The organism is Vibrio sp. M60_M70, assembly GCF_037162085.1.
GTDB classification, from domain to species: domain Bacteria; phylum Pseudomonadota; class Gammaproteobacteria; order Enterobacterales; family Vibrionaceae; genus Vibrio; species Vibrio diabolicus.
This window is the reverse complement of the sequence record NZ_JARLUL010000002.1, coordinates 508,619-529,707: the sequence shown is the minus strand read 5'-3', so window position 1 is coordinate 529,707 and position 21,089 is coordinate 508,619. Positions and strand designations below refer to the sequence as shown.

General features: G+C 45.9%; 16 protein-coding genes. 3 read left to right on the top strand and 13 right to left on the bottom strand.

All coding sequences use genetic code 11. The annotated features are described in order from the left end of the window. Positions 1-30: 30 nt before the first annotated feature. The 3 genes from pstA to P4S59_RS18155 form a co-directional block, all read right to left on the bottom strand. The gene (gene pstA, locus P4S59_RS18165; RefSeq protein ID WP_005397882.1) at positions 31-894 is read right to left on the bottom strand and encodes a phosphate ABC transporter permease PstA; all 864 of its coding nucleotides are present in this window, start codon (positions 892-894) and stop codon (positions 31-33) included. Between the two features lie 22 nt (positions 895-916). Next, positions 917-1,849: a phosphate ABC transporter permease subunit PstC gene (pstC, locus tag P4S59_RS18160; RefSeq protein ID WP_006741921.1), complete on the bottom strand. Its 933-nt coding sequence runs from the start codon at positions 1,847-1,849 to the stop codon at positions 917-919. 103 nt (positions 1,850-1,952) lie between these two features. Continuing rightward, the gene (locus P4S59_RS18155; RefSeq protein ID WP_005397879.1) at positions 1,953-2,774 is read right to left on the bottom strand and encodes a phosphate ABC transporter substrate-binding protein; all 822 of its coding nucleotides are present in this window, start codon (positions 2,772-2,774) and stop codon (positions 1,953-1,955) included. 328 nt (positions 2,775-3,102) lie between these two features. On the opposite strand from P4S59_RS18155, the gene P4S59_RS18150 reads away from it, so the two are divergent. Next, positions 3,103-4,746 carry a methyl-accepting chemotaxis protein gene (locus P4S59_RS18150; RefSeq protein WP_258674764.1) on the top strand — a complete coding sequence of 548 codons (1,644 nt, stop codon included), beginning with the start codon at positions 3,103-3,105 and terminating at the stop codon, positions 4,744-4,746. A gap of 109 nt (positions 4,747-4,855) precedes the next feature. Here the strand turns inward: P4S59_RS18150 and P4S59_RS18145 are convergent, their stop codons facing one another. The 6 genes from P4S59_RS18145 to P4S59_RS18120 all read right to left on the bottom strand — a co-directional run bounded on the left by P4S59_RS18145 (position 4,856) and on the right by P4S59_RS18120 (position 14,981). Further along, positions 4,856-5,431, bottom strand: a complete 576-nt coding sequence (locus tag P4S59_RS18145; protein WP_337168809.1) for an Lcl C-terminal domain-containing protein — start codon at positions 5,429-5,431, stop codon at positions 4,856-4,858. Position 5,432: 1 nt separating this feature from the next. Beyond that, on the bottom strand, positions 5,433-6,884 hold the full coding sequence (locus P4S59_RS18140) for an Lcl domain-containing protein (RefSeq protein ID WP_337168808.1): 1,452 nt from the start codon (positions 6,882-6,884) through the stop codon (positions 5,433-5,435). Positions 6,885-6,909: 25 nt separating this feature from the next. After that, positions 6,910-9,162, bottom strand: a complete 2,253-nt coding sequence (locus P4S59_RS18135; protein WP_337168807.1) for a proprotein convertase P-domain-containing protein — start codon at positions 9,160-9,162, stop codon at positions 6,910-6,912. 12 nt (positions 9,163-9,174) lie between these two features. After that, positions 9,175-11,313, bottom strand: a complete 2,139-nt coding sequence (locus P4S59_RS18130; RefSeq protein WP_337168806.1) for a TonB-dependent hemoglobin/transferrin/lactoferrin family receptor — start codon at positions 11,311-11,313, stop codon at positions 9,175-9,177. Then, entirely contained in the window at positions 11,314-13,311 is a 1,998-nt protein-coding gene (locus P4S59_RS18125) for a prolyl oligopeptidase family serine peptidase (RefSeq protein WP_337168805.1), read from the bottom strand. It lies immediately after the preceding gene. Between the two features lie 326 nt (positions 13,312-13,637). Beyond that, complete coding sequence (locus tag P4S59_RS18120) at positions 13,638-14,981, bottom strand: DEAD/DEAH box helicase (protein WP_047009779.1); 1,344 nt, start codon at positions 14,979-14,981, stop codon at positions 13,638-13,640. Between the two features lie 552 nt (positions 14,982-15,533). On the opposite strand from P4S59_RS18120, the gene P4S59_RS18115 reads away from it, so the two are divergent. Beyond that, positions 15,534-15,788 (top strand): Lpp/OprI family alanine-zipper lipoprotein, encoded by a 255-nt coding sequence (locus tag P4S59_RS18115; RefSeq protein WP_005375145.1) that lies wholly within the window; start codon positions 15,534-15,536, stop codon positions 15,786-15,788. A gap of 26 nt (positions 15,789-15,814) precedes the next feature. Here the strand turns inward: P4S59_RS18115 and P4S59_RS18110 are convergent, their stop codons facing one another. From P4S59_RS18110 to P4S59_RS18095, 4 genes are read right to left on the bottom strand one after another with little or no spacing between them, the layout of a single operon-like run. Further along, positions 15,815-16,741: a L,D-transpeptidase family protein gene (locus tag P4S59_RS18110; RefSeq protein ID WP_104970479.1), complete on the bottom strand. Its 927-nt coding sequence runs from the start codon at positions 16,739-16,741 to the stop codon at positions 15,815-15,817. A gap of 6 nt (positions 16,742-16,747) precedes the next feature. Continuing rightward, positions 16,748-18,163 (bottom strand): deoxyribodipyrimidine photo-lyase, encoded by a 1,416-nt coding sequence (gene phrB / locus P4S59_RS18105; protein WP_337168804.1) that lies wholly within the window; start codon positions 18,161-18,163, stop codon positions 16,748-16,750. Between the two features lie 19 nt (positions 18,164-18,182). Then, complete coding sequence (locus P4S59_RS18100; protein ID WP_047009571.1) at positions 18,183-18,986, bottom strand: MerR family transcriptional regulator; 804 nt, start codon at positions 18,984-18,986, stop codon at positions 18,183-18,185. After that, a complete protein-coding gene (locus P4S59_RS18095) occupies positions 18,976-19,926 on the bottom strand; it encodes a YbgA family protein (RefSeq protein WP_046875782.1) in 951 nt (316 codons plus the stop codon). Before P4S59_RS18095 ends, P4S59_RS18100 begins: the two co-directional genes overlap by 11 nt. A gap of 397 nt (positions 19,927-20,323) precedes the next feature. Here P4S59_RS18095 and deoD point away from each other — a divergent pair, with 397 nt between their 5' ends. Continuing rightward, positions 20,324-21,034 (top strand): purine-nucleoside phosphorylase, encoded by a 711-nt coding sequence (gene deoD / locus P4S59_RS18090; RefSeq protein ID WP_005394915.1) that lies wholly within the window; start codon positions 20,324-20,326, stop codon positions 21,032-21,034. Positions 21,035-21,089: the final 55 nt, after the last annotated feature.

Below are 21,089 nucleotides of genomic sequence, written 5' to 3'. Positions count from 1 at the left end.
TCTTTTAACGTGCGTTCTTAATTAGTGTTGTTAGTAAGTTGCGGTGTTAAAACGTCTAGCAATCAGTTTCGTTACCATGTTGATCAGAAGAACAACCACGATAAGCACTGTTGCGGTACCGTAAGCCTGATTCCATTCTTCAACGGTAAACAGTTCGGTAGTCAGTTTGTATAGGTGAACGGTTAATGTACGACCGGAGTCCAACAGAGAATCTGGAATACGAGCAACCATGCCTGCTGTCAGAAATACAGGAGCAGACTCACCAATGACACGACCAATACTAAGAATGACCGAGGTTAAGATCCCTGGCATTGCACTCGGAAGAATCAAACGCCAGATAGTGTAAATTTTTGAAGCGCCAAGGCCGTAAGAGCCTTCACGATACGTTTGAGGCACTGCCATCAGTGCTTCTTCCGTAGTACGGATGATCACTGGCAGAATAAGAATACTTAGAGTCAGTGCCCCCGACAGAATAGAGAAGCCCAGACCAAGAATTGCCACGAAGAACGTCATACCGAATAGACCGAAGATGATCGATGGGATACCCGCCAACGACTCAGTACAGAATCGGATAATCTTTACCAATCGGCTACCGACTTTCGCGTATTCGGTTAAGTAGATTGCCGTCATGATACCCAGTGGCGCCGCTACCGCGATGGATGCGATAACCATGTAGATGGTCGAGACGATCATCGGGAAGATACCGTGCTCTTCACCAGTACGTGTGTAGTTATCAGTAATGAAGTTCCAATCTACGTGTTGTAGACCATTTGATAGGATGTACCAGATAATCCAGAACAAAAAACCTACCGTTAGTGCTGCCGAAATCCAAACCAAAGCGTTAAAGACGTTATCTTTGAACTGGCGAGCTTGTTTTAGTTTTGCGCGATCCATAATAGTCACCTTTAACGAGCGATTACTTCGCTTTTTCTCGGTTTAGGTAAAGAAGTACAGCGTTCAACGACATGATGAAGACCAGAAGTACAACACCGGTGGCGTAAAGAGCGTTGGCGTGAATACCGCTTGCGTAAGACATTTCAATCGCGATGTTTGCGGTTAGCGTACGTGCCGAATCTAGGATGCCTTCTGGCATAGCAGGTGCATTACCCATCACCATGATGATCGCCATTGTCTCACCTAGAGCACGGCCAATACCCAAAATCACACCCGTCATGATCCCTGAACGAGCCGCTGGAACGAGCAATTTGAAGATTGTGTAGATTTTCGAAGCGCCAAGTGCCAAAGAACCTTCTTTGTATGCGCGAGGCACAGCTCGAATAGACGTTTCAGATACCGTGATTACGGTCGGTAGAATCATCACACCAAGCACGATGATACCTGCCAAAATCGTGTTACCCGCAGGGACATTAAAGATGTTTTGAATCAGCGGTACGATGATGACCAAACCAAAGAAACCATAAACCACAGACGGGATACCTGCCAAAAGCTCAACTGCAGGACGAATAATATCCGCAAGACGCTTTGGTGCGATTTCGGCAATGAAGATAGCCGTCAGCACACCAATTGGCACACCGACGATTACCGCACCTGCCGTCGATACAATAGAAGCAACAATCATTGTCGCAACACCGTAAAGTGCAGGCGGCAGCCAGTTTTGTCCAAGAACGATGCCCGATACACCAGCTTCTTGGAATGCCGGGATACTCTCTCGAACAATGAAGTATGCAATAACGGCTAATGAGACGATGCCGATAACGGCACTGGTTAGGAACAAGCCGTGGAAGATACGCTCTTTCCAGTCTACGCGACGTTTCTCGCGCAGGCCGGGCTTGCTGATAGCTTTAGCGTCAGTATTCATAAGCTTTTCACTATTTGTTGCGATGGTCATTTAAAAAATCTCACGGTTCTGGGCGTTTTGCCGGTGAACACTATGGATAGAAAAGGCTCAGCCCTAAATGGTGGGCTGAGCAAACTTAAGAGTCCCGATAAAATTAGTGAACTGAGATGTAACCGTTTTGGTCAACTAGCTTTTGCGCATCTTCAGTTAGCATCCAGTCTAGGAATTTTTGCGTTTCAGCTGATGGCTTGCCTTCTTTGTAAAGAACAAGGAATGGACGAGCTACTTTGTAAGAACCGTTTTTCACGTTAGCCACTGTTGCATCAACGCCGTCGATTGCTAGAGCGTTAACTGTGTTGTCTACCGTACCTAGTGAAATGTAGCCGATTGCGTATGGGTTAGATGCAACCATTGTTTTGAGTGCGCCGTTACCGTTTGCAACTTGAGCACGTTGAGAGATAGCTGATACCTTCTTACCAGAAATCTTCATTTTAAGAGACATGATGTCTTCAAATGCGCCACGAGTACCTGAAGCCGTGTCACGAGTAATTGCTACGATTGGCTTGTCTGCACCACCGACTTCTTTCCAGTTTGATACTTCGCCTTTGTAGATTGCAGTCACTTGCTCTGCTGTTAGGCCAGGCAGTTTGTTTTGTGGGTTAACAACCACTGCGATACCATCACGAGCAACCACTTCTTCGATTAGTGTTGATTCTTTTTCAGAGTCTTTTAGATTACGAGAAGACATACCAAGGTCTGCTGAACCATTTTTTGCTGCTTTAACACCAGCTGAAGAACCAGGGCCTTGAACTTCGATAAATACGTTAGGGTTCTTCTTCATGTACGTTTCAGAGAAAACTTCCATCAGTGGAGTTACGCTGCTAGAACCCACTGCAGAGATAGTTTCTTTAGCAGAAACAGGAGTCACTGCCATTGCGCCTAGAAGTGCGATTGCACCGATTACTGTCTTTTTCATCACAATTTCCTTAAGTGGCTTTATTGCCGTTGTGTTTCACTTGAACGGTGCTCACTTTAGAATTTGAATATGACAGTTGTGTTTCACTTAGTTGAACCCTCTATGACACGTTGTTATTTCTGTATATTAATTCCGCGACTGATCCCTCTACCGTTTTTAGCTTAGCGCTTTTATAAATTGCCGCGCGTTCAAAATGATAACTCCATCGATTTTGGTACATTTCATAACAATTGGATATGAGTAAGTCATTGATTTGACGAATGTGGCAATTAAAATCGAGATGCTTATTTATAAAAAAGATAATAATCAAACCGATAGAGGGTCAATCATGCGTCAATTTCTTAGTACGCTTTCTATTAAACTTCAGGTCTTTTTGCCTGTTCTATTCACCGTTGTATTACTCGTCATTGGATTGAGCGTCGGAATCGGCAAGCTCGACCAAGCATTCAATAAGGTTTCCACTTCCACCAACAAGCTGATCATTCATAAAGAGGAACTCAGCGCCATCGTAGACAACACCTACGCCATGCGCATCAAAGCCATTTACAGTCTATTTAGAGCCGAAGATGTCCAATCTCTCAACCAAGAACTGTCTGAACGACAAAACAAAAACCGCGATTTTCTGAATTCCATCGATAACCTCCCAGGCGTTCAAACCGAAGTGAATGCAATGCGCAAAGCCATGGATCACTATGTTGATTTCACGCGCGTCACCATGACACCTCTGCTCACCACCAAGCACTCTTCTGGCTACACCACATCCGATTTCAATCAAAAGTACGAATCTGCGATGGCAGAATACCGATTGGCTGGCGAAGCGATGATCAACGCCATCGACAACCTGTCTAAGCAATTGAATCAAATCGTCACCGATGAAGTCGAAACGAATGGCGAACAGCATTCAACCACGCTCACTTACAGCGCGGTCACGCTTGCAGTTATCTTGAGTGCCGCTTCGCTTATTAGTTGGATACTAGCCAGCTATATCGTTGCACCGATTCGTAACCTTCAAGGAACCATGCAAGAAGTCGCGAAAGGAAATCTATTGGTTAAAGCCGAAGCCATCGGAAAAAACGAAGTGTCGCAACTGGCTCAGGATGTAAACCAAACCATCGACAAACTGCGTGAAACCGTGAGTGCATTAGTTCGAATTAGTGAGGATGTGGCATCAGCATCGACCGAGTTAGCGACTGTTATGACTCAAAGCAGCGTTAACTCAGATCAAGAAAAGCAAGAAGTTGAGCAAGTGGCTTCGGCAATCAACCAACTAGAATCGACCGCAGCTGAAGTGTCGACCAATGCACAAGAAGCCGATAGCGCATCAAATCAAGCAAGCATGCTTACCTCACAAAGTCTGAGCATGTTTGAGGAAAGCACTCGCGCAAGCGAAAAAATGGCAGAACAACTCAACGAAGCTGCAGCCGTCGTGACATCGCTGAAAGATCAATCAGAACACATTGGTCGCGTGATCGAAGTGATTGAAGGCATTTCTGAGCAAACCAATTTGCTTGCACTGAATGCAGCGATCGAGGCTGCACGAGCGGGCGAAAGTGGCCGAGGCTTTGCGGTAGTCGCCGATGAAGTACGTATGTTAGCGGCGCGAACTCAGGAATCGACGAAAGAGATCCAAACCATCATCGAAGAGCTTCAGCAGCAATCGGGTCACGCAAATGAAAGCATGCACTCTAGCTTAGCCATGTTGTCAGACAACCAAGCTCTGGCACAAGAAGTTAGCCAATCACTTGCTAATATCAGTAATGCTATCGCCGCTCTGAACTCAATCAACACGCAAGTGGCGACCGCATCAGAAGAGCAGAAACAGGTCACGGCCGATATCAACAACAACTTAACGAACATCTATGAGCTGGTGAGCCAGAACGTAACTGGCATTACGCAATCCGCCGCTGCCGCTCAAGAGCTTTCGGGCTTAGCGGAAAACCAAAAGCACCAACTTAAGCAGTTCCAAGTTTAAACATTCTGCTCAACACGATAAGTGCCAAAGGTTAGAAAAGAAAAAAGCTCCGCACTGGCGGAGCTTTTTATAAAGGCAAAGCTATCAATCTTTATTAACGTAATAAGTATTATTCATCTGTCACTAACAAGAGAGAGCTTTTGAAACTTGAGTCTAATGGATCTCTATTGAAAACCTCACCATTAGTCGTATCAACAGTAGCAACATGCTTACCATCACCATTAGGTGTGTTACTCCAAATATTACGTCCTAAAATATCGTCCTTGTCTGTCAGTGTATAACCGCTCGCAAAGCCTGTACCATTCATCGCTGGGCTATAGCAAGCTTGCTCCGTTAACGATACCAACTCTTTAATGTTTGCTAGTCGCCAATTCTTTTTGCCAGCAAAGTTGTGTAGAGGGTGGTTACCGGACGGATTACGAATTTGTTGGGCCGTAGACAGCGCGAATTGCCATGACATCGTAGCTCGCGTTCCGGTGCATTCTTCGTTTGCTGCATTCCATGTCATACCGACTGGACAGCGCATCCATGTAAGACCTGTTTTTAAGTCAGTTACAGTTCCCTTATCTGAATAAGTGTAACGTGTATTAGGTGCTGTTTTAGCAAAATCAGTCGAACACTCTTGTGCTGCCATTGCTACTTGAGAAGCCAACACAAGAGATAGCGCGGTCATTAGTTTCTTCATCTTATTGTCCCTTAACTGCTACTAGACGGATTGGGAATTGGTAGGAATCATAGGCATCTTCACTTGTACTGCTTGAGCGAATCTCAACGAATGAAGTGGCCCCTCTATCTGCGCCCCGAGAGACAATTGCGGGGAAATAAATCTCACCATCCATGAGCTGTGATGATGTGTCCGTAAACCTAAAACCATCATGCCAAAACGCACCTTTTTCTAAATAAGGGCTGCCTAAAGTTTGCTGTGGGAAGTATTTGACATTAAAACCATACACATTGTTCGATTCATATTCTGTGCTCGGCGCAAATAGTGTCTTTTCACCGAAATCTAGTAAGTCATAAGTTTCACGGTAAGTAGGCAGGCGCCAACCAGTGATTCCACATAACGATTGTTTGTTTATGTACTCAACGTATTGGCTCGTAGTACAAATTTCATCGCCCACCTCTTTACAGCCCGCAAGATCTACATCTTTGCTAAATGGCTTAAATGTTTCAGACTCAAACGCAAATAGGCGGTCTTTAAATTGAATAGAGCTCGCATCCGCACTCTTGTTTTCCCAAACAAGACCAGTACGCTCGTCCATAGTACAAGCCCACTCAGTGGCATCTGCAGCTAAAGCAGCGCCTTGTGAATCTAGCTTAACAAACTTAAAGCCCGCACCTGTCGACGTTTGCTTGTCCTGTTTGTCGAAGCCGTATTCCGCATCTTGACCAGGGTAAGAAGCTTGGACCTCTGCAACGTCTGCAGCGCCATCAGCAAAGTGAAGAATGGCACCCGTATCGTTACTACCAACCGTTTGTTCAGCAACCGCTGCAATCTCTTCAGCAAATGCACTCACTTCCGCTTCAGACAGAAGATCAGAGGCTAGCGATTTACCTTGGAAGCTAAGACTTTGAGCAAGCAGCGCTACGCCTTTGGTCATTTGTTGTGGTTGCATCGCAGCTAATAGCGCAACCGTGTTTTGCTCTAGCTTGTCCAGCTCGCTGGCTTCTGCGTTAGACATCACCGAACCATTCAGCGAAACGCCTACACTAGCCAGTTGCGCTTTAACAATCTCTTCAGCTTGAGCAACGGTTTTACCGTCAACCACAAGACCTGCGAGCAATGTTGTTACACCATTTACTGTGTTACCCGTGGCTAAGTTTTGGCCTGGAGCCGCAAGACGCAACGTTTGGTTTGAGCCTTGATCAACTTGAGCAAGAATCGTGCTAGTCAAAATGTTCTTGTCGCTTGACGTGAGGGAGAACTTACCAGCATTATCCGTTTTAGCACTCGGTTCAGTAGTATCACAAACGTAGTTCTGGTTTAAATCGATACATACTGGCGTATCAAGAAGTGTACCTGCAGAAACGATGGTGCCAGCTACATTATAGGTCGGTGTTGACGTGTCACCACCAGAATCACCGCCACAACCAGCTAGGGCTAGTGACATAGCAACGAAAGAATATTGAAACTTCATAAATTTTGTCTTCTTTAGATTTTAATTAACGAGAACGAATCACTCTCACCATTGAAAGCAGGACAAGTCCTACCAAGGTCCAAGGCGAACCACTGCCACCTGAACCACCACCACTGCTTTCTTTAGTGGTATCAGCACTACACTGATACTGAGCAAAGTGACTAACACCCCACTCTTTCAACACCCCAGAGTTCCCTGACACGCGGTCAGATACTTCGAGACGCCAAGTACCCCAACTCGGTTGACCGACAAGTGCTTGTAACTCCTCGTCATACTGAGCGGTGAAGTAACCTTTAAACCCATTGGTATTGCTTGATTGATGGCTAAGTAGCACAACCGATTTACCTTGTGGAGACACAAGCGTCACTTGCAGATCCTGCAGTGAGTCATGTTCGATGTTCAGGTAAACCGCAAACGAATCATCAATCATGCGTGACTTGTCCGATAGCGTCTGAGAGAACAGTCTATCGCCCTGCTCCGGCAAAGCGGAGTTCACTGGTTGAGGCTGGATATCGAGCTCTGGCGTACCGTTAACCAGCATCACCTTTTTGCTCCACTGGTGAGTCTTTAAGCCCTCAGCAAATTGGTAATCCAATGAGATAGAGGAATCGAATTGCGTGCCACATGTCAGACCGCTTGGTAAAGCCACCTTCATTGAGGTCGAGTCAGAAAGCGTTTCATCAAAATCGAAAGCGGATTCGTTGCTTAGCTGCCATTGCCCTTTGATGCTCGCTTCACGGCCAGTTTGGCTCAGGCTCACTCCCACGCCTTGACCTTGTGCGATGTATCGAGCGTCATAGCGAACGCGAAGAGGCGCTTTAAGTAAGTTGTGTTTGTTGAAGCTGTCCGTCAGAAATTGGGCATAGTCTTTATTTGGGAACAAAGTGCTTGCGGCAAACACGGTGGATTCCGCAAGATCATGCATTTTCACGCCACGACCAATACCGTACATGCCTTCAAGTACAATGGCGTCAAACTCGCGGAACACGTTATCGGTATCATCACCGTATCGTTCAACCGATGCTTTAAGCGCTTGGAACAGTGGCGTTGACCACAGCTCATCGCCTAGTTCACCGCCCACACTAACGTGCGCTGGATACTCTGAGCTCTCGAAGTAACGCGCTCTTTGGTTCCATAAGCTACGAGTTGTTTTGCGTGTTCCGAACATACCGTCCCAGTTGAACACCGTATCTAACTCGAATTCTTGGCCACGGCGAGCTGCGTCTAAATACTGTGTTCGGTAGCTCGCGCTGCCCGCCCAGTAATCACCAACACCTTCTCCAATCGCGCCAGTATGTCCATACGCCCAATCAGGAACGATTTGATAGTGAATCCCGTGTCCTAGCTCGTGCAAAATCACATCTGCATCTGCAGCATCTGGAGATACTCCGCCAACGCCTAACATCAGCGCACGCGAACCTGTGTAGTAAGAAGAGTTGTCGAGCGCTAAACCACGCCCATCAAAACGAAGCGGCTCTTCAAATAAGTCATAGCTCAAGCTCGATAAGTACTGCAGTGAGCTATCAAGATGGTAAAACGCCATCAACTGCAAAAAGGCATTGTCGCCAAGTTGAGCGCTTTGCATCGCTTTTACATCCGCAAAAGATTGAACCCCCTCAGGCGGCAAAATACTGCTGGTATCACGCACAGGCTCCGCACCTACCGCAGGTGAAGACAGTAATGCAAGTGCATCCACCTGTTTAACGCGCTCGTTAGCTAGGTAGAACTTGCCACCAGACTGCAAAACTTGAATCTGCTTCTCAACATATTGAAGTGGCTGCGGATAATCCTCTAACGAATTCCAAGCAGAATCAGGCGCAGCTTGTTGTTGCATTGTACGTAAATCAGGATCAAAGAGTGAGACGGGAACGGTCACTAACTCACCAGAGCTCAATGCTGGCGGCTCAGTCAGTTCCAATCGAACAGGCAGCTCCAGTTCTCCGGCTGGCATCGCCTCGCCATTACGAATCACCGTATCTTCAAGGCTTTTGAAAATACGCTCGACTTCGCTGTCTTGGTTAGTCGACAGCACAATGGTGCGTTGCGGTTGATACTGCCCATCGACCCACACATCAAAGTTGTAATGATCTCCGAGCTGAGAACGGGTTTGATAGCGAAACTTAAGTTCGCCAGCGCTAGCGTAATTGGCTTGTAAATAGCGCAGCGCTTCGGCTTGGTTCGTGACCGTAATAGCCGCGCTAGGGTAATCCCACTCTGCAGCGTTCGTCACTTGAACGCCTGCCAACGTAAGAGAAAGCGCCAAAAGTTTGAGTTTCATGCAGGGCTCCTACTAAAAGATGTACTTCGCGTTAACCGTAAAGTAACGACCTGGTTCCGTTGAGTAGCGTTTGCTCTCATCTGCTATGCCAGCAACGTCTTGGTAGCGAATGTATTCTTTGTCGAACAGGTTGATGATGGTCGCACTCAAACGAAAATCTTTGGTGATTTGGTAACTTGCCCCCAAATCGAACGTGTTCCATGAATCTGTTTGTGCGCACTCGGTCTTTTGTCCAAGTGACGTTTGGCAACTCGGCACACGATCCATCGAACCAGCCCAGTTCCACGTCGCGAACGCATTAAAGTCTTGCTGCTGATAGTTCAGCCCAACATTGCCCTCGAAAGGTGTGATGCTACGAACGTACTCGCCTTCGGCGTCCTTTCCGTCAACATAACCAAGCTTGGTACTTAGCTTCCAAGACGAAGTGAGAGCATACGCAGCAGAAAGCTCTGCGCCGTAGGTTTCAACGCCGTGTAAATTTTGGTATTGCTTGATGTAGTTACCGAAGTTATCTTGCCCTGTGGTAACAACATCGATGAAGTTTTGGAACTTGTTGTAAAACGCAGAAACGTAAAGTTGCGCGCGGCCATTATCGAATTTGTTACCGATTTCAAAGGAGTCCGAAGTTTCAGCCTCTAGGTCCATGTTCGGTGCAATGACAAACGGCGTTAGCGGCACAAAGTCATGGTTTACGAAGCCATACGCTTTGTCGTATTCCGGAGCACGATAACCGTGGTTATAAGATACATAAGCGATGTTATTGGCAAACACTTCACGAGAAATCGATAGGCTTGGAGATACCTCTGAGCTATCCATGTCTTTTAATGGGAAGCCGCCCACTTCACCCTCACCGTCCGGTGTTAGACGATGCGCATCAAAGCGCAGGCCGCCTGTAATGGTCCATTTATCCAGCTCCACCATGTCTCGAACGTACAGACCAATGTTATAAGCGCGAGCAGGAGCGAAAGGTTGTTTGGTCGAAGGCGTTACCCCGTTCCAATCAATCTTGGAATCGCTATCTGTGCGTTCATAATAGTCAGTAGAAAGCTCGATACCGTAAGCCAATTGGTGCTCAGCATTTGCAGCATAAATCGTATTGGTTAAATCACCACGGAAGCCAATTGTTTCGTCAATGAAGGTTTTGTGTTCTAGCTCGCGACGTCTAACAGTCAAACCATTGTGGTCAACTTGTCTCATTAAACGATTCGTGTCTTCCACCACTTCGGTGTGGCGCCAGTAGACCTTTGTATCTAACTCTTCGAACCAAGTTGGATTAATCGGTGTAACCTCTGCACCAATATAAGCGCTGTACTCTTTTGTCGATTCATCTTCTGCGAAGTCTTCGATATGCCATTTGCCATCCTTCTGTATAGATGGCGAACCTTCCAGGCGTTGTTGGTCTTGCCGATAAAGTTCGGCACGCGCTTTGACTATCACTTCATCATTGAGGAAATGATTGATGGCGTATGACGCGCTGTAACCATCCAAATCGCGGTTGTACAAATCTTGGCTGAAGTTACGCGTCTCTTCACCTTGCCAATACGCCGCGTTGACTAAGCTTTCCGTGTCGCCAGAACGAAATGCCAGATTGCTCGCGCCTTTGTATTTATTGCTGATCCCCGTGTACGTGCCCGTGGCATCAACATAAAAGTCACGATCTTTTAAAAACTCGCCCGGCTGTTTGGATTTTAGAATCACAGCGCCACCGATAGCACCAGAACCTAAGACTGAGGAGCTCGCCCCTTTCACTACTTCTAATGATTCCAAATTAGAAAGATCAAACGTATCGCGGCCCACTTTGTCATTGCTGTCATTCGCACCAAAACCGTCTGCTGAGCGAATACCGTCACGAATGATCATAATGCGGTTACCCGTCATGCCTCGAATCGTGATGTTTTGTGGACGCCCAGCGCCGCCCGACACACTTACCCCAGGTTCATGACGCAGCGCATCATAAAGCTCTGTTTCGCCCTTTTGTTCAATCTCTTCGCTAGTGACAACTGCGACGCTGCCTGCTAATTCAGACATTGGTTGTTCAATCCGATTCGCCGTCACCACGACCTCTTCCATAGAGAAAACGTCAGATTTGGCGTGCACTGGGCTGGCAGCTAGTACCGAAAGTACTGCCGCTGACACTGGGGTAAGCTTCATTTACTGCTCCGCTTTAGATGTTTTAATTAGTGATAAAAGAAAGGCGTATTCTTTTGCTTGTTGTTCTTGCGCTTGTCGTGGGTCTATTTGGTGGCCCGAATTAAAATCGGTCTGCAACAAGTACGGCCCGTCGCGCTCACTTAGCGCAGAAACCTTGGCGAGATACTTGGCACCTTCCCAATAAGGCACGCGCTGGTCGATCAAACCGACTTGAACCAGCATGGGTGGGTAAGCGTCTTTATGAATGTTGAGAATTGGATCGTACGCTTTCATTAGCGCCAGTTGCTCAGATTTGGTTGGGTTACCCCATTCGCCATACTGCTGTGTGGTCAGCGGAAGTGAGGTGTCCGACATGCTTGCTACCACATCAACAAAAGGTACTTTAAGCACGACACCTGAAAATAATTTAGGGTCTTGATTAACCGCTCCCGCGACCAACGTGCCACCCGCACTTGAGCCGATGGCAAAAATCTCTCTATTGCCGCGTTCAAACGTTTGCAGCGCCTTAGCCGCCGCGACAAAATCACCAATAGAATTGGCTTTGCGCACACCACGGCCCTGCTCGTGCCACTCATCGCCAAAGTACCCACCGCCGCGAACATGGGCGATAGCGTAAATCACGCCTTGGTCGAGCAAGCTTATGACTTGAGGCATAAAGTAGGGCTTCATCGTAAAACCGTATGCGCCATAGCCGTAAATCATCACAGGTGATTGCGCGTGTAATTTGTCTTTGCGATACGCCAAAGAGACCGGGACAGAAACACCATCGTGCTTGATAAAAATGCGTTGGGAGACATAACGTTGACTATCAAAATCTTGGTAAGCATCTTGAGAATACAAGGTTTTAGTCAGCGTTTTTACATCGAACTCTTCCCACTGAGGAGGCGTAGTCATCGACATGCTTCGTATACGAATTTTGTTTGATTCAAAATCGCCCAACGTGCTCAACCAAGCGACATTGCCATCCTGTTCTAATGGCAGTATCACTTTTTCCTGACCTTGGTATGAATACACCGTCAATGTCGCTACGTTGTTCGGCTTACTGAGTGCCACAACTCCTGCATCATAAAGGTAGAACTGGTCAAGCGGTTCACGAGGGGTCGTAAAGCGTTGCCATGTTGCGCTAAGAGGTGCTAGATCGGTTTGATAAAGTGCAAATGTACCTTCAAGGTTGCTGTTGATATAAACGCGCCCTCTCGCCACATCCGCGTAATATTCCACGCCTGCTTCCGGCACTCTCAGTGAATCGCTTACGGTGCCCGTTTCTAGATCAACAAGCTTCTGCTCTGTGGTTGACTCGTTGTTACTTTGCAGCACCACGTAACGGCTATCTGCCGCACGGTAGAAAGAAAGTAACCAATCTGATTTGTATTCGTGCCATACAACGGTTTTAGCCAAAGATTCAGTGGAGATGCGTAGGATCTGATGAGGTCGCTGTGTACGCATTTCCTTCGAAACGAGGTAAGCCATCTTACCATCAGGTGAAAGCAATACACCGCTATCGACGTGCGTAGCCAGCTCCGTAGATTGGCCAGAGAGTAAATCAACAACCACGGCGCGATATTGCTCGCTTCCATCAATATCTTCAGTGAAAAGCAACGTGTCTCCGCTTACTTGCCACTGCCCTACTTGATAATACGGATATGCAGATTGACGTTCAGAGAAATCAAATACTGTGTTCTCTTGTGCATACTGGTTCGAACGTGATAGCAACACATAACCACCGTCACGACGCGTTAACGTCCATTCGCGTCCATTTACGATCGACCATGGTTTATCACCTTTATCTGCCACCATGGCTTCCCACTGCGCGAGCAGATCTTGCGTCAACGTCTGATATTTTTTTTGATGCTGTTCAGTCTTACGGTTCTGCTCTGTTAGGTAGGTAAGAACTCGCTCATCTTTACGAGCGTCATCTCGCAACCAATTAAAGTCATTAACGGCAAAGCAAGAACTAGAGGTAATTATGAGCCCTAAAAAAACATGAGTAAATTTCATATAGAGAGCGAATTCATTTATAGGATTAATACAATGGCGCGTATTTTGCCCTTAAATAAAAATGAGATCAATTATCATTTTCATAATCATGTGAAATTTTTATCTAGTATGTGAGGAAAAACGTTTGCTTGGACCGAGGTGATAAAACTTAATATCTCTCTAAATTAGCGATCTATGCTGTTTATATAAAACCAGATAAATATAAAAGCCTAGCAAACACGTTAGTATAGAAAGACATCATTTCGCCTGGAGATAAGCATAAAAAAACCCGAGTGCGAACACTCGGGTTTTGAAAAACTAAAATCAGTTGAAAACTGGTGCGACTTTTACTCTTCAGAGTTTGGTGCCGCTGGCTTTTTCTTCGGGATGAACACATCATCACCCACTGATACGTTTTTGTAGAAACTCTTGTCACGTTTAACAGGTTTCTTAGCCGACTTCTTCGCTTGAGGGCGTGATTTCTTAGCTGTCGCTTTCTTGTTACGGAAATCTGGCTTAGGTGGCTTCAGGCCTTTGAACTTACCTTTCAGATCTTCGAATACTGAAAACTCAAGATCTTGTTGTAGGTAAGCTTCTACACGTTTAAAGCTATCCCAGTCTTTTGGACCAACAAGAGAAATCGCATCACCCTTGTTACCAGCACGGCCCGTACGGCCAACACGGTGTACATATTCTTCAGTATGCTTTGGCATATCGAAGTTAATGACGTGTGTCACTGTCGCAATATCCAAACCACGAGAAGCAACATCTGTTGTCACTAGGATCTTGAATACCGCTCGCTCAAACTGGCTCATGATCGTATTGCGTTGAGTCTGGTTCAAGTTACCACTCAATGCAACGGCCTTCAGTTTCTTCTCGTTTAGCTTCGCTGTTAGGCGCTCAGTATCATCGCGCGTCGCCGTAAAGATGATAACTTGGCGATATTCTGCTTCTGAAAGTACGCGATCTAGAATCGCCTCTTTATGATCAAGATGATCACACAGGTAGAATTTTTGCGTGATATCTTTGTGTTCTTCGTTAGAAACACCGATAGCAATACGTTTCGGAGCATTAAGCATTTCAGCCGCAATGTCATTTACGTCGGCGTGATCCAACGTTGCAGAGAACATTAATGTTTGACGGCGACGATGCTTAGCTGCCTTATGGATACGACGAAGCTCTGGTGCAAAGCCCAAATCCAGCATACGGTCTGCTTCATCAAGGATCAGCGTTTCCAAACCTTCAAGGTAAAGCGAGCGGTGCTCTAAGTGGTCAGCCAGACGTCCTGGTGTCGCCACGATGAATTTCGGGTAACGGCGCAGTGCTTTCACTTGATCATTAAAGTTCTCACCACCCAAAATCAATGCAGCTTCATAAGATAGGCCAGCAAGCATAGAGCGAAGCTCACCATACACTTGTTTCGCTAGCTCACGAGTGGGAGCAAGAATAACTGCGCGAGGGTCTTTGGCAGAAAACGATTTTGTCTTTAAAGACTTGTGAAGCATTGGTAATACAAACGCCAAAGTCTTGCCCGAACCCGTTTTCGAAGATGCCAATAAATCCTTGCCTGCAATCGCAACAGGAATAGCCTGCTTTTGAATGTCAGTTGGTTTTTTAAAATCGTAGTGTTTTAGGTTCTTCAACAATCGGTTGTCTAGGCCTAGATCTTTAAATTGCAAAGTATTCTCCAATAAATCAGTCAGCGTCTGAGCGCTCTGTAATGTCGTTTCCGCTCTAACGCAGCAAAAAAATAAAGCTCGGTATAATACCGCAAATCATAGGAGTATAGATAGAGATCACACAAACTAATTCCCACGGATGAAAACAAAACATCATTTGCGGCTCAATTAAGAACATACCCTCGCTTTGTTGGTCAGCTGCTTGGCTTAAGATTTAGAGAAAAGCGAGCCCAAGGTGCGCCTCTCGTTCTCCAATAAAACTGCGCAAATGGCAGTTATTTGCGCCGAGAAACTTTCATTTGTGTCAATATCGTCTAAATTATTGATATCAGGAACGTGGCAAAAACACCTGCTATGAGAACTGTTGTGGGAATAAGGGAGAGGATAATTCACTCACCTTTGTTAAGCTCAGGTAAAAGTTGACGTCAGGTACTCCATGAAATTCTTGGGTTTTTTTGACTTTTGCTACATCATGTACTGATAAAATGTATCCACATTTAACCTCGCTGCTGTATAAAATAATAGTTGGTAGCGAGACTTTCACTATAAGCAAGGAGTTCTTATATGAACAAAACGTTGATCGCAGCTGCAGCAACTTCAGTACTTCTACTAGCAGGTTGTGCTTCTTCTGATGATGCAGCAACAGCAAATGCAGCAAAACTAGACGAACTAAGCAACCAAGTTAGCCAACTAAGCCAAGACGTACAAGCTCTTCAATCTGACGTTCAAAAATCAGGTGCAGCAGCAATGGCTGCTCAAGAAGAAGCTGAGCGTGCTAACGAGCGTATCGATAACATCGCTCAGTCTTACACTAAGTAAGATTTGATACCGCGTCTTAACGCCTGTTAAGGCGCGGTTATTTCGACAGGAACCCCATTCTGTGCGGCAATCGCTGCTTTAGCCTTCACATTTTTCAGTCCGAACTCATCCAGCCACCACTTTAACTCTTTTGGTACCTGTAGGTGATCTTTCTCACCATTACTGCGAGTCAATGGCTCATGTGCCTCTAAAAATACACTTCTGTCTGGCTCTAGTGATACTTTCACTGGTTGGTTAATGATATTCACTTCTTCACCGTTACGAACTTTTTCAAACAACCATTCAATGTCGTTCGGGTCCATACGAATGCAACCCGCGCTGACTCGCATACCGATGCCGAAATCTTTGTTGGTACCGTGAATAAGATACTCGCCATTTCCGTAGGCTAAACGCAATGCAAACATGCCCAGCGGGTTGTCTGGACCGGCAGGTACAACGGTTGGCAAGTCAATGCCCTTCGCTTTGTACTCGGCACGAATCGAGGCTGGCGGCGTCCACGTAGGGTTTGGACGCTTTTGACTAATACGCGTTGTCATCACCGGGGTGTCTCGCCCAATTCGCCCGATTCCCACGGGGAATACATGCACAATATCTTCCCCTTTCGGGAAGTAGTATAAGCGCAATTCCGCTAAATTGATGACAATGCCTTTGTGGGGTACATCTGGGAGGATCAGTTGTGTTGGAATAGTAAGAACGTGTCCCTCTTCTGGCAAGAAGGGATCCACGCCTTTATTTGCCGCCATTAAACCTAGCATCCCGACATCGTAGTGCTTGGCAATATTTGCCATGGTTTCGCCTTCTTGCACGACGTGGTTTTCAAGGCGACCAATTAAACGACTGCCATCCTCTGGTAGCTCGTACATTTTAGCGAATGACAAACCACTCGCTAAAGATAACGATACAGATAACAGCGTACGTTTTGCGAAACTCATTGATCGCTTTTTGCTAAGCATTTCACTTTATTCCTTGGCACTTTTAAAGAGCCGTAAGGTTATCTCTCTTTCTGTCTTGTGATCAACCATCGGCTTGTGATATTCCAGTAAAGAAAATCCCTCCCAAGTCCAAGGTTTATGGATGTATTTGTTTGGCACACTTTTGATTTCAGGCACCCAGTGGCGCACGAATTGACCATCAGAGTCAAACTTCTCACCTTGGCTTATCGGGTTGAAAATACGGAAGTACGGCTGCCCATCACAACCCGTCGATGCAGACCACTGCCAACCACCATTGTTTGCTGCGAAATCGCCGTCCACCAGCTTACTCATGAAGTACGCTTCGCCCCAACGCCAGTCAATGTGTAAATCCTTGGTGAGAAAGCTCGCGACAACCATGCGAAGCCTGTTATGCATCCAGCCTGTTTGGTTGAGCTGACGCATTGCTGCATCGACGATCGGGTACCCTGTCGCTCCAGTCTTCCATCGCTCAAAAGCCTGCTCATCATAAGACCACTGAATTTTATCCTCCCAGTCGATAAAGCCTTTGCCTTTAACGAGCTTTGGTTCGAAAACCAACAGATGCTGATAAAACTCACGCCAAATGATCTCACTCAACCAAGTTGCTTTTCCTTCTGTTAGGTCATTTTGTTGGTTTTCAGCATACAAGCGAGCAATACATTGCCTTGGTGACAATGCACCAATCGCAAGATAGGGAGACAGTTGACTGGTGCCATCAATAGCCGGAAAATCTCGATCTTCCTTGTAAGCATCACTGCGCTCACGAGCAAATTCCCTAAGCTGCTTTAAAACATCATTGGTCGAAGCAAACCAATCCTCGCTGGACTCTCGAGGATAGCTAAACGTGAAGTCTGAACTAAATCGAATCGGCTCTAATTGTTCCAATAGTTTGCTGCTTAGCGGCGCTTGTTCGTGAGGCTTTGTTACCGCTGGCATTTGAAACTGCGTCAACCAAGCACGTTTGAATGGTGTAAATACCTTAAAATACTCACCTTGCTTATTGAGAACCGTCGTTGGTGGGTGCACACATTTGTCGTGAAACAGTTCAAAATCGATATCATGGGAAGCTAGCGCCTCACTCACTTGTGCATCGAGCTCTCGTTCATTCACTTCATAGTGAATATTCGCCATAACAGACGTTGCTTCAAGTGTTTTCGCCCATTCACTAATCACTTCGGTACAATCAGAAAACGACGGCACCTCTTTATATAAAAAAGGAACATTCAGGCTTTCCAACTCGTCGTTGAGATACTCTAAACGACGAGCAATGAGATCCGCCTGCATTGGCGCCATGTGGTGTTCTCGCCACTGCTCTGGCGTCGCGATGAAACAAGCGACAACAGGCTGACCTGAATCTAACGCCGCTTTAAGTGCGGTGTGGTCTAACGTTCGTAAATCACGTCGAAACCATACTAAGATCATGGTGTCTCCTTCGTTTCGTCTACTCTGTTAGGTGCAGTTTCTCAATCACTTCAGAACATCCAATACGTTCGCCAAAACGTGTTTGAAGCATTTTGATAGACTCCACTTGCTTAGCTGCCAGCGCTTTATTGGAAAACAGGTAAATGAGCGAGTAGCTATCAACAACTTCGTGCTCCAGTAAACCAGAGACATCATCTACTTTGTCGATCAACGTCGTGTGATACCCTTGCTCACACAACTTCGCTGCTTGAATCCAGCTCTCTGCTTCCCTATGTTGTTCAAAGCTGATAAGCAAGCACTTCCCTTTGGAAGCGGCTTTGTTTTCAGAGTCGATAACAAGGGCAAGACGAGTAATCAAACAAGTTTGAAATAACCCCATCTGCAACGATCTCAGCGATCCTTTGACCATCTCCAGCGCGTCAAATACAGGGTCAATAAACTGTTCAATAACCAAATTCAATGGATACTCTTTGAGAACAGAAGCAAGTAAGCTCTCCGCTTTGCCTCGATTCAGTTTCGAAAGTGCTGATAACATGGTTTCTACTTCTTCGAGAGTACGAACTTCATTGTTGACTTCTACGTCAGCACTTTTTCCCAAAAGTCCCTTTACTTTACCGATTGCAATCCCCTTCGCGAGCCAACTCTGGACTTCACGAATCGTATCGAGATCTTGCTGTCGATAAAGTCTGTGCCCTTTTTCTGTTCGCTGAGGCTGGATCAAATTGTATCTTCTCTGCCAAGCTCTCAGCGTAACTGGCTTTACACCCGTGATTTCTGCGACGTCTCGGATCGCGTATAGTTTTTCTTCTGAACTACAAACCATAGCGTAATCTCATCTCCTGCGGATACGGTTCTAAAAACTTCTGTTTTGCTAAATACTCATCTGGGTAAGTGTTTAAGTAGTGCTTAATCAATGTCAACGGTGCTAACAATGGCAATGTACCAGTGCGGTAGTCATGAATTACTGTTGCTAATTCTTCTTTTTCGTCTTTAGTTAAAGCGCGCTTAAAATACCCTTGTAAATGCATTAGTACGTTAGTGTTGTTTTTTCGGCTAGCACGATTCGCAAGTGCCTTCATAAGACCTAAGCGATACTCTTGATAGAATTCTTCGATTTCATAGCTAGCGACATCGGCAACTAAACGACCAAGAGAGCGGTATGACTCAGGGTGATGCGCCATCAAGGTCAACTTATAGCGCGAATGAAAATCGATAATTTTGCCTCGAGTTGGCTCTCCGTCCATCGAGTCATAAAAGTCGTTCAGGCAAAATACTCGGGTAATAAAGTTTTCTTTTAATACAGGATCGTTAAGTCGGCCATCCTCCTCGACGGGCAACCAAGGCATTTTTTTCATCAGCGTTTGTGTGTACAAGCCGACGCCTTCTTTCGCTGCGTTATTTTTGCTATAAACCTTGACGCGCTCCATACCGCAAGTTGGAGACTTGGCACAGACGATGTAACCACAAAGTTGCTCGCTTTGTAGCTCCTCCACTTTGTTAGCAGAGTAAGCAAGCATATTATCGGTATGGTCATTTTCTGGATTTTTAGTTTCTACCAGCGCCACACGCTCTTCTTCGGAAATCAAACGAATTGTTGGTCGCGGCACTGGCATTCCGACGCCCACTTCGGGGCATACCGAAACAAAGTCAAAATATGGGCTGAGCTCTTTAGTCACAAAGTTACTGACTTTATGACCAGAGTCAAAACGAACCCGTTCACCCAAAACACAAGAACTGATACCTACTTTGATTGAAGATTCCATGATGACGCATCCCTATACAAAATGTTTTGTTGTATAACTTATAGCAAGGCTTTTCAGATTGTACAAGAAAATAAATTGTACAATTTAATCGTTTTACTTTTCTCAAGAGCATTTCGATCAGCGCTTTCTCAAAAGTTTTTGATGTTCTCAATGTCCATTTTGTGCGCGCAATCGACAAATCGCTCAAAAGCGAATCGATTGCTCTTTTGCTTTCAACAGATTTAGTTATCAATGATGTTCATGGTTTCTAAAAGCGTGGTTTTTGTGACTAAGCTCTCAAGGGGCCACTGTACGTCCCGATATTATTGCTTCAACGAAAACGAACAAGTTCAACAGAATTGGTAATAGCGTTCTATACTAGAGGCGTTTTATCAAAACAAAACTTTGGAGAGCACTTATGGCAACCCCACACATCAATGCACAACCAGGTGATTTCGCTGAAACGGTTCTAATGCCAGGCGACCCTTTACGTGCTAAATACATCGCAGAAACGTTTCTTGAAGATGTGAAGCAAGTTTGTGACGTTCGTAACATGTTCGGCTTTACTGGCACTTACAAAGGCAAAAAAGTGTCTGTTATGGGTCACGGCATGGGTATCCCTTCTTGCTGTATCTACGTACACGAGCTAATCGCAGAATACGGTGTGAAAAACGTAATCCGTGTAGGTAGCTGTGGTGCGGTACGTGACGACGTTAACCTAATGGACGTTGTTATCGGTATGGGTGCTTCTACAGACTCTAAAGTAAACCGTATCCGTTTCAACAACCACGACTTCGCTGCAATCGCTGACTACGGCCTTCTAGAAGAAGCGGTAAACCAAGCGCGTGCTCAACAAGTACCAGTGAAAGTTGGTAACGTATTCTCTGCAGACCTGTTCTACACACCAGAAGCTGACATCTTCGAGAAGATGGAAAAACTAGGCATCCTAGGTGTAGACATGGAAGCGGCTGGTATCTACGGTGTTGCTGCAGACCTAGGTGCGAAGGCGTTAACTATCCTAACGGTTTCTGACCACATCATCCGTGGCGAAAAACTAAGCTCAGAAGAGCGTCAAAAGTCGTTCAACGACATGATGAAAGTTGCGCTAGAAACCGCAATCAACATCTAAGAACAAGTAGTAAGTAATAATTTGCAGCCAGAGTTATTGCTGGCTGCCCGAATTA